The sequence below is a fragment of the Robertmurraya sp. GLU-23 genome (genome assembly GCF_052983275.1).
On record NZ_JBRKCV010000004.1, the window covers coordinates 88,725 to 104,291 of the forward strand.

General features: G+C 39.7%; 17 protein-coding genes, 1 pseudogene and 2 riboswitches. Of the genes and pseudogenes, 14 read left to right on the top strand and 4 right to left on the bottom strand.

Annotated features, from left to right (window positions below):
• The first annotated feature begins 38 nt into the window (after positions 1–38).
• Positions 39–518: a DUF2798 domain-containing protein gene (locus ACVBAX_RS09555; protein WP_447116818.1), complete on the top strand. Its 480-nt coding sequence runs from the start codon at positions 39–41 to the stop codon at positions 516–518.
• Between the two features lie 43 nt (positions 519–561).
• Here ACVBAX_RS09555 and ACVBAX_RS09560 read toward each other — a convergent pair whose 3' ends face one another.
• On the bottom strand, positions 562–921 hold the full coding sequence (locus ACVBAX_RS09560; protein ID WP_066049581.1) for a Lin0512 family protein: 360 nt from the start codon (positions 919–921) through the stop codon (positions 562–564).
• A gap of 539 nt (positions 922–1,460) precedes the next feature.
• Here ACVBAX_RS09560 and ACVBAX_RS09565 point away from each other — a divergent pair.
• The 9 genes and pseudogenes from ACVBAX_RS09565 to clpP form a co-directional block, all read left to right on the top strand.
• The gene (locus tag ACVBAX_RS09565; protein WP_447116819.1) at positions 1,461–2,216 is read left to right on the top strand and encodes a prolyl oligopeptidase family serine peptidase; all 756 of its coding nucleotides are present in this window, start codon (positions 1,461–1,463) and stop codon (positions 2,214–2,216) included.
• Between the two features lie 122 nt (positions 2,217–2,338).
• Positions 2,339–3,505 carry an acyltransferase gene (locus ACVBAX_RS09570; RefSeq protein WP_447116820.1) on the top strand — a complete coding sequence of 389 codons (1,167 nt, stop codon included), beginning with the start codon at positions 2,339–2,341 and terminating at the stop codon, positions 3,503–3,505.
• A gap of 24 nt (positions 3,506–3,529) precedes the next feature.
• Positions 3,530–5,059, top strand: coding sequence for an AMP-binding protein (locus ACVBAX_RS09575; protein ID WP_447116821.1), 1,530 nt, complete (start codon positions 3,530–3,532; stop codon positions 5,057–5,059).
• Between the two features lie 29 nt (positions 5,060–5,088).
• Positions 5,089–6,042, top strand: a complete 954-nt coding sequence (locus ACVBAX_RS09580; RefSeq protein ID WP_447116959.1) for a sulfonate ABC transporter substrate-binding protein — start codon at positions 5,089–5,091, stop codon at positions 6,040–6,042.
• A 17-nt stretch (positions 6,043–6,059) separates the two neighbouring features.
• A complete protein-coding gene (locus tag ACVBAX_RS09585; protein ID WP_447116822.1) occupies positions 6,060–6,824 on the top strand; it encodes an ABC transporter permease subunit in 765 nt (254 codons plus the stop codon).
• A gap of 20 nt (positions 6,825–6,844) precedes the next feature.
• Positions 6,845–7,597 carry an ABC transporter ATP-binding protein gene (locus tag ACVBAX_RS09590; protein ID WP_447116823.1) on the top strand — a complete coding sequence of 251 codons (753 nt, stop codon included), beginning with the start codon at positions 6,845–6,847 and terminating at the stop codon, positions 7,595–7,597.
• Positions 7,598–7,687: 90 nt separating this feature from the next.
• Entirely contained in the window at positions 7,688–8,380 is a 693-nt protein-coding gene (locus ACVBAX_RS09595; protein ID WP_447116824.1) for a hypothetical protein, read from the top strand.
• 162 nt (positions 8,381–8,542) lie between these two features.
• Positions 8,543–9,256, top strand: coding sequence for a sigma-70 family RNA polymerase sigma factor (locus ACVBAX_RS09600; RefSeq protein ID WP_447116825.1), 714 nt, complete (start codon positions 8,543–8,545; stop codon positions 9,254–9,256).
• A gap of 24 nt (positions 9,257–9,280) precedes the next feature.
• Positions 9,281–9,862, top strand: a pseudogene (gene clpP / locus ACVBAX_RS09605) (ATP-dependent Clp endopeptidase proteolytic subunit ClpP); the annotation flags it as partial.
• Positions 9,863–9,899: 37 nt separating this feature from the next.
• On the opposite strand, the gene ACVBAX_RS09610 reads toward clpP, so the two are convergent.
• Together ACVBAX_RS09610 and ACVBAX_RS09615 are read right to left on the bottom strand one after the other, a co-directional pair.
• Positions 9,900–10,214: a DMT family transporter gene (locus ACVBAX_RS09610; RefSeq protein ID WP_447116826.1), complete on the bottom strand. Its 315-nt coding sequence runs from the start codon at positions 10,212–10,214 to the stop codon at positions 9,900–9,902.
• Entirely contained in the window at positions 10,214–10,555 is a 342-nt protein-coding gene (locus ACVBAX_RS09615) for a DMT family transporter (protein WP_430774216.1), read from the bottom strand. Before ACVBAX_RS09615 ends, ACVBAX_RS09610 begins: the two co-directional genes overlap by 1 nt.
• 69 nt (positions 10,556–10,624) lie before the next feature.
• Positions 10,625–10,725: riboswitch (guanidine-I (ykkC/yxkD leader) on the bottom strand.
• A 143-nt stretch (positions 10,726–10,868) separates the two neighbouring features.
• Positions 10,869–10,911, top strand: a riboswitch (PreQ1 riboswitch).
• A gap of 53 nt (positions 10,912–10,964) precedes the next feature.
• Here ACVBAX_RS09615 and queC point away from each other — a divergent pair.
• The 4 genes from queC (at position 10,965) to ACVBAX_RS09635 (ending at position 14,185) form a co-directional block, all read left to right on the top strand.
• Complete coding sequence (gene queC, locus ACVBAX_RS09620) at positions 10,965–11,618, top strand: 7-cyano-7-deazaguanine synthase QueC (protein ID WP_447116827.1); 654 nt, start codon at positions 10,965–10,967, stop codon at positions 11,616–11,618.
• A 3-nt stretch (positions 11,619–11,621) separates the two neighbouring features.
• On the top strand, positions 11,622–12,101 hold the full coding sequence (gene queD / locus ACVBAX_RS09625; RefSeq protein WP_447116828.1) for a 6-carboxytetrahydropterin synthase QueD: 480 nt from the start codon (positions 11,622–11,624) through the stop codon (positions 12,099–12,101).
• Entirely contained in the window at positions 12,098–12,826 is a 729-nt protein-coding gene (gene queE / locus ACVBAX_RS09630; RefSeq protein ID WP_447116829.1) for a 7-carboxy-7-deazaguanine synthase QueE, read from the top strand. The genes queD and queE overlap by 4 nt, the downstream gene beginning before the upstream one ends.
• A gap of 150 nt (positions 12,827–12,976) precedes the next feature.
• A complete protein-coding gene (locus ACVBAX_RS09635; protein WP_447116830.1) occupies positions 12,977–14,185 on the top strand; it encodes an MFS transporter in 1,209 nt (402 codons plus the stop codon).
• A 28-nt stretch (positions 14,186–14,213) separates the two neighbouring features.
• Here ACVBAX_RS09635 and ACVBAX_RS09640 read toward each other — a convergent pair whose 3' ends face one another.
• On the bottom strand, positions 14,214–15,557 hold the full coding sequence (locus ACVBAX_RS09640) for an MFS transporter (protein ID WP_447116831.1): 1,344 nt from the start codon (positions 15,555–15,557) through the stop codon (positions 14,214–14,216).
• Positions 15,558–15,567 lie beyond the last annotated feature (10 nt).

The window sequence follows — 15,567 nt, forward strand, 5'->3', positions numbered from 1 at the left end:
GTCAACTAAGTTTACGTTTGGAAAAGGAGAGGAAAAGAGTGGGGAAAAATAAACAGGAACAACTGGTGTTCACAACCCTTACTTGCGCTTGTATGGTATTAGGGATGAGCATCTACAATGTATTATTAGTAAAAGGATTTACTTCTACTGTATGGATTGATGTGATCATTGGATTTATTCCAGCATTTATAGTTGGATTATTATTAGATATTTTTGTAGTAGGAAAACTATCTAAATCCGTAGTAACCAAAGTCGTTAAACAGGGAGATCCATTAATTAAAAAGATTCTATTTATGTCATTTTTTATGGTAACCGGCATGGTTTTGTTAATGTCTCTGTATGGGGCCATCATGAATGTTGGAGTTAGCACCGAGCTTCCAAGCGCGTATGTGAAAGGGGTAGGTTTCAATTTTATTGCAGCCTTGCCACTACAGCTTATTATTGTCGGTCCAGCTGTTCGCTTGATTTTTTCAAAGATCTATCCTACAGAACAATCACTTTCACCTGCACAGAGATAAACTAAAAAGGGGCGGAAAGCAATTTTCCGCCCTATAATATCTATTAATATCCAACCTCAACAGCTGCCACAACTATGTACATTAAATCATTTTTATCTTCTTTATCAGGAAGAACGATTCCACTTGTCGTTAACATTCCACCGTCTTGAACCTGTACAGTCACCTCTCCATATGGAAGGACGGCCTTCACCGCTTCAATATCTAGTAGCTCTTTGTCACCAGGAACCGCCAATTTGACATTCACCTTCATATTCTCCAACTTATTCTCCGGAAGAACCGTGCGAATGCCAGGCATTGAGTTAAAGTGAATTGCATTTTGTACCGCGCGAATTGCTGCCTTCGTCACGTTTTGCCCGTGAACATCAATCCCCATTCCTGTTTCAATAAACATAATTTGATCCATAAATGTCCCTGCCTTTATTATTTTTTCACTCTAAGGATAACGCAAATCAATCGTTTTACCAACTATAAGGGTTATTCTTGCCATCATAAAATAGAATAAATTGGTTAATTTAATAAAAAGCAGTTTAGAGTGTGAATGAAGACCTAATTCGCAGTAACGGCAACACCATCCAATTCAGAGTCCAAATGGGAGCCTGATTCAGACAGCAACTGCAGTTCCAAGTATTTCAGAGTCCAAATGACGGTCTGATTCGGACAGTAGCAGCAACGCAAACTAATTCACAGTCCGAATGACGCATTCATTCCCATACCAAACACGAGCACCACCTTCATCAATCCAAATAACCAAAACGAGTTGATCACATGAGAAATAGCATTCTTTTATTAATAATCGTCGCCATAACAAATTTAACTACTTGCAGCTCTTATGCTGAAAATAACGATGACATTCAAATCATTCCAACGAAAAAGTCAGCCTATAACGGAGTGCATCTTCAAGCAAATATCGTCTACGCCAAGACGGAGGTCAAACCCTTACATATGCACGTCCTGCTACCAAAACAAAAATCAAAACCTCGTCCGCTAATCGTGTTTATAAAGGGAGGGGGCTGGGGATTCCATCATCCTCAAAAGACCTTCGAGTTCATCCCCCAATTAGTGATGTTCGCCCAAAATGGCTATGTGGTGGCAAGCATCGAACATCGAACCAGTCATGAAGGAAAATTCCCGACCCAGCTATACGATATAAAAAACGCCGTACGTTACTTACGCGCGCACGCAGCCCAATACAATATTAACCCCAATCGAATCGGTGTTTGGGGCAACTCCTCCGGTGGCCACCTAGCTGCTTTACTAGGAACCACAGGAGAAGTCCGTGAACTAGAAGGCGATGGTGAATACTTGAACGAGTCAAGCTCCGTGCAAGCCGTAGTCGATTGGTATGGACCGACAGATATGTTACAGATGAGTAAATATTCCGCTGATGTTGATTTTGACTCACCGCACTCACCAGAATCAGTCCTAATTGGCGGACCTCTTCAAGAAAACAAGGAAAAAGTGAAACGCGCCAACCCCATCACATATATAACCAAAGATGATCCACCATTTTTAATTATGCATGGTGACAAAGATCGTAGGGTTCCTTACAATCAAAGTGTCCTTTTATACGAAGCACTAAAAAAAGAAAATGTAGAAGCAACCATGATTAAAATCAAAGGCGCAGGTCACGGAGGATTTTCACAGCCGGAAATATTAAACACCGTAAAGCAATTTTTTGATAACCATTTAAAAAGGTGAGCCACTAGGTTCACCTTTTCGCATTCTACCTACTTTGTTACATAAATGGTAACAAAATCGTCATATTTATCCTTTTAAATGAGATAGTACAAACTTTCTAGATAAGGAGGGACTTAGATTAGGTGAAGAAGACACATGTATATGAAGTTGATTTTATGCGAACGTTCATCATGCTGGGGGTTTTATCTGTACATACGATGACGATTTTTAATCAACAATTTGATGATTGGACCTTTCCCTTTCTGTCCATGTCTGCCTTCCATTCCTCGGTGAAAGTGACAAGACTTGCCTTTATGTTCATCACTGGTTTTGTCTTGTTTCTAACGTATTATCATAAGGAACTTCAACTTTTTACCTTTTGGAAAAAAAGACTATCATTGATCGCCATTCCGTATATCTTTTGGAATATTGTTTATCTATTGTTTCGAGGGACGTACAGCATTGATTTTGACGGATCCATCTCAGCTTTTTTAGTGGAACTTAAGAATTCATTGCTACAAGGTGATGAGTTTTATATTTATTTTGTTTTAGTAAGTTTCCAGTTTTATCTCGTGTTTCCGTTTTTACTAGCTTTGCTAAAAAGGTGTGAAAAATGGCATTTGCAGCTATTTGTTGGAAGTGTGATTTTTCAGGTACTGTTAACAACCTTTTATAAGCTAGGAATTCCTCATCTTGATACAAGCGATTGGCCCTATTTGCTTTCTCATTACGGTGTATTTGTGTTGTCGTACCAATGCTGGTTTGTGGCAGGGGGAATGGTGGCTTGTCACTATGAAAAAATATGTGCGTTTCTCGAACAACATAAAATGACGATTCTGATTCTATTACTTGCTGGAGTCGTCATTATGTGGGTGTATTACTATTTTAATCGCTTCATTCTTTTGGAAAGTGATAAAAGGGCACAGTCACCACAGCAACCGATCTTCCTTCCATATAGCTTACTAGTGATTGCCATTCTATTGATTTACGGCAGGAAGTGGGCAAGCGTTCGCAACCAACCCAAATGGGAAAAGTTCAGCCAATTTATTATGTTTGCGTCTAGTTGTTCCTTTGGCATGTTTCTCGTCCAACCGTTTCCACTGTTTATGGTTAAGCAAATGGTGCCATTGTTCTCTGAAGCAAAGTGGATGTATGTGTTTGTTCTTCCGGCTTCGATTGTGTTTGTATATGCTACATCCATGATCCTTTCGTACATGTTGAACAGAACCCCCATCGTATCTTATGTGGTTGGAAAAAAGTCAAAACTTCCACGTGGGCCAAAAATGGTGAAGGCACGGGAACAACTGTAAGAATTTAGATAGGAGTGGAGTCAAATGTCAAAACTAACACAACAAATACAAGAAGCGTTACTACAAAATAGGCCCATTTTACATGAGAAAGAAACCTGGTATACAACGAGAGAATTGCAATGGGAGATGGCAAAAGTTCAAGATTATTTGATCACAGCGGGTGTCTCCAAAGGAGATCGTATCCTTGTCGGCCTACCAAACTCATATCAATTTATTTCTATTTTTCTAGGAATCATCGATTACGGTGCGGTCGTTGTACCGATGAATCCCAACATGCCAGAGATTGAATTTCTTTCTTTCCTTGAAAGAAGCAAGCCGGTATTTGGATTTATCAAACCAAAGTATACAAACTTTTTATTAAAAGAAGAGGTGAAGAGGATTCCACTCGATTCCTTTTGCCGTGTGGACTACGACGGTTACACCTTCTTTGATTTTAAAGATTTACCTCAACCACACCAGCGTGAATCCAATATAGAAGAAAATTCCATTGCGATCCTTTTATATACATCAGGAACGACGGGCGTTCCAAAAGCAGTTGGATTAACTCATCAACAAATTCTGGAGACGGCCAAAAATATTATCATGTCTCATGCGCTTCAACCAACAGATACAACCTACTGCTTTTTGCCATTATTTCATATTAATGCCCAAGTGGTGGCCGTTCTTTCGACCATTTTATCACATGGAAAAATCGTTCTTGAAGAGAAGTTCAGTGCAACAAAGTTTTGGGAGGTCATCTCTGAGTTTCAGATCACATGGGTATCAGCCGTACCTGCGATAATAGGGATTTTACTAGAAAAACCAAAGCCGAAAGAAATTCCCACTCATTTTCGATTTATCCGTTCCGCCTCAGCACAGCTACCAATGATTCATGCAAAACGATTTGAACAACGATTTGGTATTCCTTTAATTCAATCGTATGGAATGACAGAAGCGGCGAGTCAGATATGCGTAAATCCACTTCCACCAAAAAAGAGAGTACTAGGATCTGTTGGTCGGCCAGTTGGGCTTGAGCTTCAAATTGTCGACTCTAACGGAAGAAAAGTGCCTGCTAATAAAGTAGGGGAAATAACCATTCGTGGAAAAAATGTCATCACCGCGTATGTGGAAGCTCTGAACCAAGATGATTTTCGAGAAGGCTGGTTTCATACCGGCGATCTCGGCTACGTAGACGAGGAGGGGTATGTATTTATCGTTGGTCGAATCAAAGAAATGATCAATCGCGGAGGGGAAAAAATCAGTCCCTACGAGGTGGAGGACGTAATACGTCAGCTTCCTATGATTAAAGAAGCGGCTGTCATTGGGATCCCGCACCATCTCTATGGAGAAGAAATCGTTGCCTATATACATCAAAATCAACACGATCACAATGATGAGTTGGAACAGTTGGTCATGGATCATTGTAAAAGAAACCTAACAAGTTTCAAGTGTCCAGCAAAAGTTGTCATCGTTAAAGATCTCCCTCACGGACCAACAGGAAAAGTGCAAAGAAGTAGATTAAAAGAAATAAGCGTGGAATATTTTCAAAATCTCCAGCATTCAAGTATGAGATAAAAATAGATAGGTTGTGTATCAATTTGAAAATGAATAAAAAGTATCTGATGATCCTTAGTAGTTTACTTCTGCTATGTTTCGTGACGATCGGTTGTAGCAATCAATCGAGTAATGAAACAGATGAGGAAAAGGTAGTTAGAATTGGTTATCAAAAAAATGGACCTTTGTTTATTGTAAAGTCACGTGGAACCTTAGAAGAAAGCTTAAAAGAGTTAGGATTTACGGTCGAATGGAAGGAATTTCAGGATGGACCTTCTCTTTTAGAAGCCTTAAATGCAGGAAGCATTGATTTTGGTCGAACCGGGAACACACCGCCGATCTTCTCACAGGCAGCGGGTTCTCAAGTAACATATGTTGCTGCAGGGTTTTCGAAGTATGAAGGCAGTGGAATTCTTGTGAAAAATGATTCAACAATCACGTCGCTCGCTGACTTAAAAGGGAAAAAGATCGCTTTTTCAAAAGGCTCTAGTTCCCACTATTTACTCGTCAAAGCCTTAGCATCTGTTGGTCTTTCTCTCGATGATATTGAACCTGCCTATTTAACTCCTGGAAATGCTCGGATTGCATTTGAGCAAGATCAGGTAGACGCATGGGTTGTGTGGGATCCTTATACATCTTCTACTGAGGTAAATGCCAATGCCAAATTACTGGTCACTGGGGAAGGGTTAACCTCTGATCGAGACTTTTTTGTTTCTACCGAAGATTTCGCAACTAACCAAGAAGAATTACTTAACACCGTTCTAAATGAAGTGTCAGAATCTATGGACTGGGCGAATAGTCATCATGAGGAGCTCATTGAGTTACTAGCAACAGAGCTAAAAATGGATGAAGCTTCTGTTACCTTAGCGGTTGAACGACGTGTGTATGGGGTAGAGGACATCAATGATGAAATTTTGAAAGAACAACAAGAAATGGCTGACTTGTTTTACACATTAGAGATTATTCCTAATGAAATAAAGGTCAATGAGGCAGTCAAACAGTAAGAATGGAGGGAAAGGGAATGTTCAATCGTATATGGAGGGAAAAGCTGATTCCTTGGATGCTTCCTATGTTCATCCTTGGGTTATGGCAGATTCTAAGTATGAACGGGATGATTCCGGCTACCATTCTACCCTCACCAATAGCGGTGATCCAATCTGGAGCGGAGCTTACTGCATCAGGTGAATTAATCAACCACATTACTATAAGTCTAGGTCGTGCCTTAACTGGTTTTCTGATCGGAGGGTTATTAGGGTTTCTTTTCGGTTTATTTAATGGATTATTTAAACCTTTGGATTTACTATTGGATACTTCGATTCAAATGCTTAGAAATATTCCGCATTTAGCGTTACTTCCACTCGTTATCCTTTGGTTTGGAATTGATGAAGTGTCTAAAGTGTTTCTCGTCGCTTTAGGAGTTCTTTTTCCAATCTATATCAATACGTACCACGGAATCAAAGGGGTTGATAAAGGACTTATTGAAATGGGAAGAGCCTATGGTTTGAAAGGATATTCGCTATTCTTTCAGGTCATTTTACCAGGTGCGTTATCTTCCATTTTGGTAGGTATTCGATACGCTTTAGGGGTGATGTGGACGACACTTATTGTGGCCGAGACTATCGCCGCCAATTCTGGAATCGGTTATATGGCCATGAACGCGAGAGAATTTATGCAGATGGATGTGATTGTGTTAAGCATTCTCATCTATTCCTTACTTGGAAAGCTCTCTGATTGGATTGCAAAACTCTTTGAAAAAAAATGGCTGATGTGGAAGCAATTATCGTAACAGAAGGAGGATGATATCGTATGGACTTTAACCCAATATTACATGTCGATCATGTTCGGAAATCGTATAGCAACACCCCGGTATTAAAAGGCATTGACCTCTCTATTTTTCAAGGAGAATTTATTTCGATCGTTGGGAAAAGTGGCTGCGGAAAAAGTACACTGCTTCGTATAATTGCTGGTCTAGAAAAAATAAATGAGGGTCAAGTAAAAGTGAATGGTGAAAGATTAACAACCATTAACGATGATGCAAGAATGATGTTCCAAGATGGAAGATTGCTGCCGTGGAAAACCATTCTCCAAAATGTCGGTTTGGGCTTAACGGGTGATTGGAAACCTAAAGCTACGTATGTATTAAATAGTGTTGGTTTAAAAGAACGAGCTGACCATTATCCATCTTCGCTATCAGGAGGACAAAAGCAACGAGTAGCACTAGCTCGGGCGCTTGTCCATGAACCAAAGCTGTTACTGTTAGATGAGCCACTTGGAGCTCTTGACGCGTTAACTCGAATGGAAATGCAAAACCTGATTGAGTCCGTATGGAAAGAGAATCGACTCACTGCGATTTTAGTCACGCATGATGTGGAAGAAGCCGTTCTTCTATCGGACCGAGTGATTGTGATTGGTGAAGGGGAAGTAGTGTTGAACAAAAATATTGATTTGCCAAGACCTAGAAGTCGATCCAACCCAACCTTTCACCACTATACCGAAGAAATTCTTGATGTGATAATGGAAGAAAGCTGCGTCAAGAAAAGTGGGTATAAAATTGTTTAATGATTCTTTCATCATTTGTTCATAAATTGGTAATAATTTCTGGACATCCTACCTTCTGTAGTACAAAACATAAAATGAAGGAGGAAAGAAATGGTGAATAAAATCAGTAGATTATTTATGGTTGCTCTAGTTTTTGGATTGTTGGGATCTGTTCAAGCATTTGCTGCAACAGAGGAAAAGGAGGAAGTGGAATCGAAGGAAGCACATGCTCATAAGGGACATTTCCACCATAGTCCAGAGTTTCTTGAGAAAAAAGCGAAAGAGTTAGGGATTTCAACTGAGGGAAAGAATTCCGAAACGATAGCGAAAGAAGTTCGTGAAGCCATGATCAAAAAGAAGGCGGAAGAACTCGGAATTAAAACAGAGGGAAAGAACTTTGACACTCTAGCTAAAGAAGTAAAAGAAACCTTTATTAAAAAACAAGCAGACGAGCTTGGTATCAAAACGGATGGAAAAGATAGTGACACCTTAGCAAAAGAAGTCCGAGAAACCCTCATTAAATCAAGGGCAAAGGACCTTGGCATTTCTACTGAGGGGAAAGAACTCAAAGAACTAGCCAAAGAAGTTCGTGAAACCAGTATCAAGAAAGAAGCAAAAGAATTGGGAATATCTACAGATAACAAGGATTTCCGTCAGCTAGCACATGAAGTACGTGAAGCAAAAATTCTTCAAGCAGCAAAGAAATTAGGGCTTTCTACCGAAAATAAAACGATGGAAGAACTTTTTGATGAAATGATGACCAACCATGAAGAGGAAGCAAAAAAGTTAAAGCTGTTTCCTTGAACTCAAATGTGACTATTCGATTTAGAGTAGTCACATTTTTTATGTTTCAAATAGTGGTACCACCATATACATTTCGTATAAACTAAAAAAAGATGGTGACCCCGTATCTTTATTTCTCCATTCTTCGTTTAAAGGATAGAGAGTGCTGAAGGAGTGATGGTTGTGCATAGTAAAGTTAGGAAAAAGAAGACGGATGTTCAGGAACACCCTAGTCTTACACATGAGGAAGAAATCGAGGAACTTTATTCAAAGCTTCAACGATATTGTCAGTTCATTTCCCAAAATAAATGGGATGGAGAGGATTTGGCTCAGGAATCGTTCCTCAAGGCTTGGCTTCATTATAAGTATCAGCCGGAGATTTCTGCCGCGCTTTTGAATAAGATTGCTCATAATGAATGGATCGACACCATAAGAAAGCGCAACAAAGAAACACTCGAAGATATTCCTGAACAATCCCAAAACGAGACAGAACAAATTGTTAACCGCTTTGAAGTGATTCAAAAACTGATTTATCAATTAACACCGAAACAAGCAATTATGTTTGCCTTAAAAGAAGGCTTTCAATTTCAACTTTCGGAAATAGCAGAGCTTTTGGATACTTCTGAAGCGGCTGTAAAGGCGGCCATCTTCCGGGCAAAACAGCGGCTTGGAAAAAAAGAACACAATCCGTTCATTGAACAGTATTGGAATGAGGAAGAACGTCAACAAATCGAGATCCTTCTTCATGATTCTTTCAAGTCTCAAAATCCGTCGATACTGATTCGTTCCATTCCGAACATTCGCTCGTTACGTAAAGAGGATTCCCTAACTTGCAGTATGAAAAAACCATCACCTCTCTTCAATCATCCTTCACGCACTGTCTGTATGGCTGCATAATTTTATGCTGAAACGAAGGAGGAAACAAATATGAGTTTAATTCCTTATGTAATTGAACATTCGAATCGCGGAGAACGTTCGTACGATATTTACTCTAGACTATTAAAGGATCGAATTATTATGATCGGTGAGGAGATTAATGATGCTGTAGCTAATAACGTAGTAGCACAGTTATTATTTTTAGCAGCCGATCAACCCGAGAAAGACATTTCTATCTATATTAATAGTCCTGGTGGTTCCACTTCGGCGGGATTCGCGATTTATGATACGATGCAATACATTAAACCAGATGTAAGGACGATCTGTACAGGGATGGCTGCTTCCTTTGGGGCGATGCTCTTACTCGCTGGAACAAAAGGAAAGAGGATGGCACTCCCGAATAGTGAGATCATGATTCATCAGCCTCTTGGGGGAGCGAGGGGGCAAGCAACAGAAATCGAAATCTCAGCCAAACGGATTATCAAACTTCGTGAACATATCAATCAGATTATTTCCGACCAAACAGGCCAGCCTGTGGAGAAGGTAGCGAGGGATACAGACCGAGATTATTTTATGAGCGCAGAAGAAGCGAAGGAATATGGGATTATTGATGAAATCATTAAATAGATAAAAAGAGGAGTAGCTTCTTTTAAGGCTACTCCTTTTATGATACTAGCTTTAACCCAATCACAGACCCTAACACCATAGCGATAAAAAGCATACGTTTCCAATCGTTTGATTCACCATAAAACATAATCCCTATAATAGCACTACCTGCAGTCCCAATTCCTGTCCAAATCGCATACGCAGTTCCCATCGGTATCGTTTCCATCGCAAATGAGAGAAGAAAGAAACTCACTCCAAATCCAAGAACTACGAAAGCTAGTGAATACCAATTTCGTTTTATATTGAATTGATTGATCAAACTCACACCAACTATTTCAAACATACCTGCTAAAATTAGGGCAAACCATGCCATTAGTTTTCCTCTCCTTCCAGTACTTTTTCTCCCGTGACGATCTTAAGACCAATGATTCCTATCAATAAAATCAGAATCAGCAGCATTTTTTCTATTTTAAAAATGTCTCCAAAAAACAAGATATCTGCCAATACCGTACCGACCGTTCCTAATCCGACAAAGACTGCATACACCGTTCCAACTGGTAGGGCGCGGCTCGCGCGAAGCATCACATAGAAACTGATAGCAATCGAAATAACTGTTCCTAACCAACTCCAGACATTATCGGCATGCTTCAACCCAATCACCCAAAACACCTCAAAAAAAGCAGCAATAAACACCATGATCCAATGCTTATTCATGAGAAATCCCTCCAAAATTTATTATTCCCACAAAACAAAAAAAGCCCGAGAGCTACTGAAAAATCAGTTACCTCCCGGGCTTTTATCCCTCCGTGACACAGCCGAAAAAACTGTGAGTTTCCTCTCGGTCCAGTCCAACAAGCTGTTGCGGAACCCTAGAAAACATTTTCCATATATAACAAAATATATTATACACATATATAAAATTTATGCAAATAGATTACATATTTTATAGTTTTATTAATAAGTATGATAGTAAGAACAAATTTACTACCACTTTTGTCGAAATATGATATAATTCTCGAGGGATAAATAAAAAGAGGTTCTAGCTACCCTCTCTAAAAAACTAAGGAAAACAGTACTGCTTTCTTAGTAGTGCTGTTTTTTCTGTTAAAAAGGAGCATGCAAATTGAAAAACGATAAAGCCATTGTTGTGTTTAGCGGCGGACAGGATAGCACGACTTGTTTATTTTGGGCACTTAAAAACTTTAAAGAAGTCGAAGCGGTAACGTTTGACTATAACCAACGTCATAGCTTAGAAATACAATGTGCAAAAAATATAGCCAATGAATTAGGTGTCAGACACCATATATTAGATATGTCATTACTCAATCAATTAGCACCAAATGCGTTAACTCGCTCAGATATCGAAGTAAAAGAAGGAGAAGAAGGAGAACTTCCATCTACTTTTGTTCCAGGAAGAAACCTCTTATTCCTAACATTTGCTGGTGTTTTAGCACGTCAAGTGGGTGCGAAGCATTTAGTAACAGGCGTTTGTGAAACAGATTTTAGCGGGTACCCAGATTGCCGTGACATTTTTATTAAATCATTAAATGTTACCTTAAATCTTTCCATGGATGATCAATTTGTGATCCATACCCCGCTTATGTGGTTAAATAAGGCCGAAACCTGGGCATTAGCGGATGAGTTAGGTAAGCTTGATTACGTTCGTGAAAATACATTAACTTGCTACAATGGTGTCATCTCTGATGGCTGTGGAGAATGCCCCGCTTGTGTGTTACGTAAAAGAGGCCTTGATGAATTTTATAACGGGAGGTTTTAACACATGTACGGATTTCGCATCGTAGAGAATCTTCAAAAAATAGATCAAGACATCAAACGAAACGAACTAAAATATCATACCAAACGTGTGCTTGTGAGTAAGGAATTTACGTTTGATGCTGCACACCACCTACACTGTTATGAAGGAAAATGTAAAAACCTTCACGGCCATACGTATAAAGTGATCTTTGGAATTAGCGGCTTTGTTGATGACAGAGGTTTAATGATGGACTTTGGTGACATTAAAGACATTTGGAAAAATGAAATTGAAATTTTTCTTGATCATAGATATTTAAACGAAACACTACCTCCGATGAATACAACGGCGGAAAACATGGTTGTCTGGATTTATGAAAAAATGCAAGAAGCTGTTTCAACAGAAGAACGTCAAAATCTGTATCTTGGGGCAAGAGTGGAATTTGTGAAACTCTATGAAACTCCTACAAGCTATGCCGAAGCAAGAAGGGAGTGGATGGAGGAATGAGTAAAATTCCTGTGTTAGAAATTTTTGGTCCAACGATTCAAGGAGAAGGCATGGTCATCGGGCAAAAAACGATGTTTGTCCGCACAGCTGGCTGTGATTATTCGTGCAGCTGGTGCGACTCAGCCTTCACTTGGGATGGCAGCGCAAAAGATGATATTCGCATGATGACAGCAGAAGAAATTTGGCACGAGCTTAAAGAAATCGGCGGAGACAATTTTTCATTTGTAACGATCTCAGGTGGAAACCCCGCCCTTTTGAAAAATTTAGATGGATTAATTGGCCAGCTTAAAGAAAATCAAATCAAGATCGGAATTGAAACACAAGGCAGCCGTTGGCAAGATTGGTTTTTACAAATTGACGAACTAACTCTTTCTCCGAAGCCGCCAAGCTCTGGCATGGAGACGAATTTCGAGGTGTTGGACAGCATTTTCGTCAACTTGCAAGCAGGAGAATTTGCAAATCAAGTGAGTGTAAAAGTAGTTATTTTTGATGATCTTGATTTAGAGTATGCGAAAATGGTTCATAAAAGATACGCTACTATTCCTTTTTACTTACAAGTAGGAAATGACGACCTCACCAATACAAACAACGATGAGCTTGTGAAAAAGCTTTTACAAAAATACGAGTGGCTAGTAGATTGTGCTGTTGCTGATCCTGAACTCAACGATGTAAAAGTTTTGCCACAATTACATGCGTTTTTATGGGGAAATAAGCGCGGAGTATAAGATAAAATAGAAGCATTCGCCTTTTTGGTGAATGTTTTTTATTTTAAACCTCGAATATTTCGGAAATGAAAACAATTCCATTTTATGTTATTATATAAAGATATAAATCTTGCAAAGCATTAGCGAATGAAAAAAACGGAGATGTAAAGGATGGAAACGTGGAAACGAAATTTGTGGGTACTTTGGATTGGCGTCTTTTTTACAGCAGCTAGTTTTTCTATGGTCATTCCGTTCTTACCCATCTTTCTAATCGAAATTGGTGTGCACGACCATACGGAAATGTGGTCAGGATTATTGTTTAGCTCCGCATTTTTTGCAGGGGCAATTGCCTCACCATTCTGGGGAAGAATAGCCGATAAATACGGTAGAAAACCAATGATTGTACGGGCTGGAATTGTCCTGTTCTTTATTTACACTTTAATGGCCTTTGTCACGAACCCTTATCAAATTTTGGTACTTCGAATACTACAAGGTTTACTCAGTGGTTTTATTCCTGGAGCCATCGCACTTATTGGAACAAATACTCCCTCTAAGCACGTAGGCTATGCGTTATCGCTCATATCGACAGCCTCAGCCTCTGGTATGATTGCTGGACCATTAATTGGTGGTGCCATTGCAGAGTGGGTTGGTAACAGATGGGCGTTTGCAACGGGTGGGATAATTGTATTCATTGCCACCATTCTTATTATCTTATGGGTCACAGAAGAGAACTTTGTACCTAGTAAAGAAAGAGGATCAGTCTCTAACGATATCAAGTTAGCAATGTCCAACCGTCCACTAGTGATGGTCATTGTACTGACCATCATAACCAGTTGTTCCATTATGATTCTTGAGCCTGTTCTCCCACTGTATGTGGTGAAAATCGGCGGAGCCTATGAAAATACTTCACTATTAGCGGGAATCATTTTCTCTTTGCCTGGAATTGCGAGTGCTTTGTTCGCACCTGTATGGGGCAAATGGGCAGATAAAGTGGGATTTCATAAAGTATTGTTCATTGGCCTTCTCGGTGGGGGGATTGGCATGCTCGCCCAAATCGCGTTTTCTGAAATTTGGGGATTCTCAATCGTACGCTTCTTGTTTGGTGTTTTCTTCTGTGCGGTATTCCCAGCATTAAACGGTCTTGTGGTAAAGGCAACGGAAGAGGATTTCCGTGGCAGAGCGTTCGGACTGAACCAAACCGCCAACCAATTAGGTGGGATGATTGGACCGATACTTGGTGGAGCAATCGGTGGTTTATTCCCGATTCAGACAGTTTTCCTCGTTACCGCGATATTATTATTTGCAGCAACAGCTGTTGTCTTCTGGAATGGAAACGGAGTTCAGACATCCCAAAAGAGAAAAGTTGCTCATAGCAAGTAAAAGGACGCTCCCTGAGCGTCCTTTTATGTTACCCAATTTTAGCAGCTGGAGCGGATTGTTCTGCTGCATTTTTTTGAATAAGGAAAGATGTTAGTAGAGCTAAAATACTTCCGATAAAACCAAACTGGAATAAATGATGAATACCGTCCATATCGGTAGCACCTGTTGTTAAAAGATAACCCATAACCGTTACACCTATAACGGTACCCATGTTACGGCAGAGCATAAAAAATGCCGTTGATACTCCTTTTTCATGTACTCCCACCAGTTGTTGAACTCCAATCACTCCCACTGTAGAAAGCATTCCGAAAGCGATTCCTTGGATAAGCATAACAAAGAATACAAACCAAAAACCATGACTTGGATCTAGAAGAAGCAACAAAAGACCAGATGCAAATAAAAACGCATTACCGATAATCAGCAATCTTCGATATCCGTATTTTAATATCCATTTTCCTGCCGGTACGGCTGCCATCATCCAGCCAATAGCCGAACCGAGAAGCGCAACACCACTGAGAAATAAGGAAAGACCAGCAATATTTTGTAAGAACAATGGAATATAACTAGCTGTACCAAAAAGCGCTAGGTTTCCAACAAATCCATTAAAATTAATTCTCGTTATCATCTTGTTTTTAAACATAGAAAATGGAACGATCGGTGAAGCTTGTTTTTTCTCGAAGAAATAAAAACCTACAAGCAATAACACTCCTACAATGCAATAGATCCATCTATTTTCCTCAACCACTGTAACAAGAAGCAGACTAGTAATGCTAGCTCCAAACAGTCCCGCACCAATATAATCGACTTTTGCTTTTTTCGGTACATATTCCTCTTTATAAGCTAATAAAGTGACAAACGAAATCAGACAGATGGGTAGGTTAATATAGAAAATCCATCTCCATGACAAAACTTCCACAAAAAAAGATCCTAATAGGGGAGCAAGTACAGCTGACAATCCCCACATTCCGGTGAATAACGCCTGGATTTTTCCTCGTTTTTCTACGGAGAACAGGTCACCAGCAATAATTGCTGGAAATGTCATCATAAAACCAGCACCCATTCCTTGTACGGCACGGAAAATAACCAATTGTATCATATTAGCAGATATACCACATAAAAGTGATCCAGCTAAGAAAAGTAAGATCCCGAAGCCAAATACTTTCTTTCTCCCAAACAAATCAGATAATCTTCCAGCTACCGGGGACAAAATGGTGCTTGCAATCATATAGGAAGCAAAAGACCATGCATACAAATCAAAACGGCCAAGCTCCTCGGCAATAACGGGCATGGTGGTGTTCATGATGGTTGTATCTATGGATGCTACTAGCATTGCCAGGACAATACTAATCATGACAGTTACTCTACTATTCATAAAAACTCTC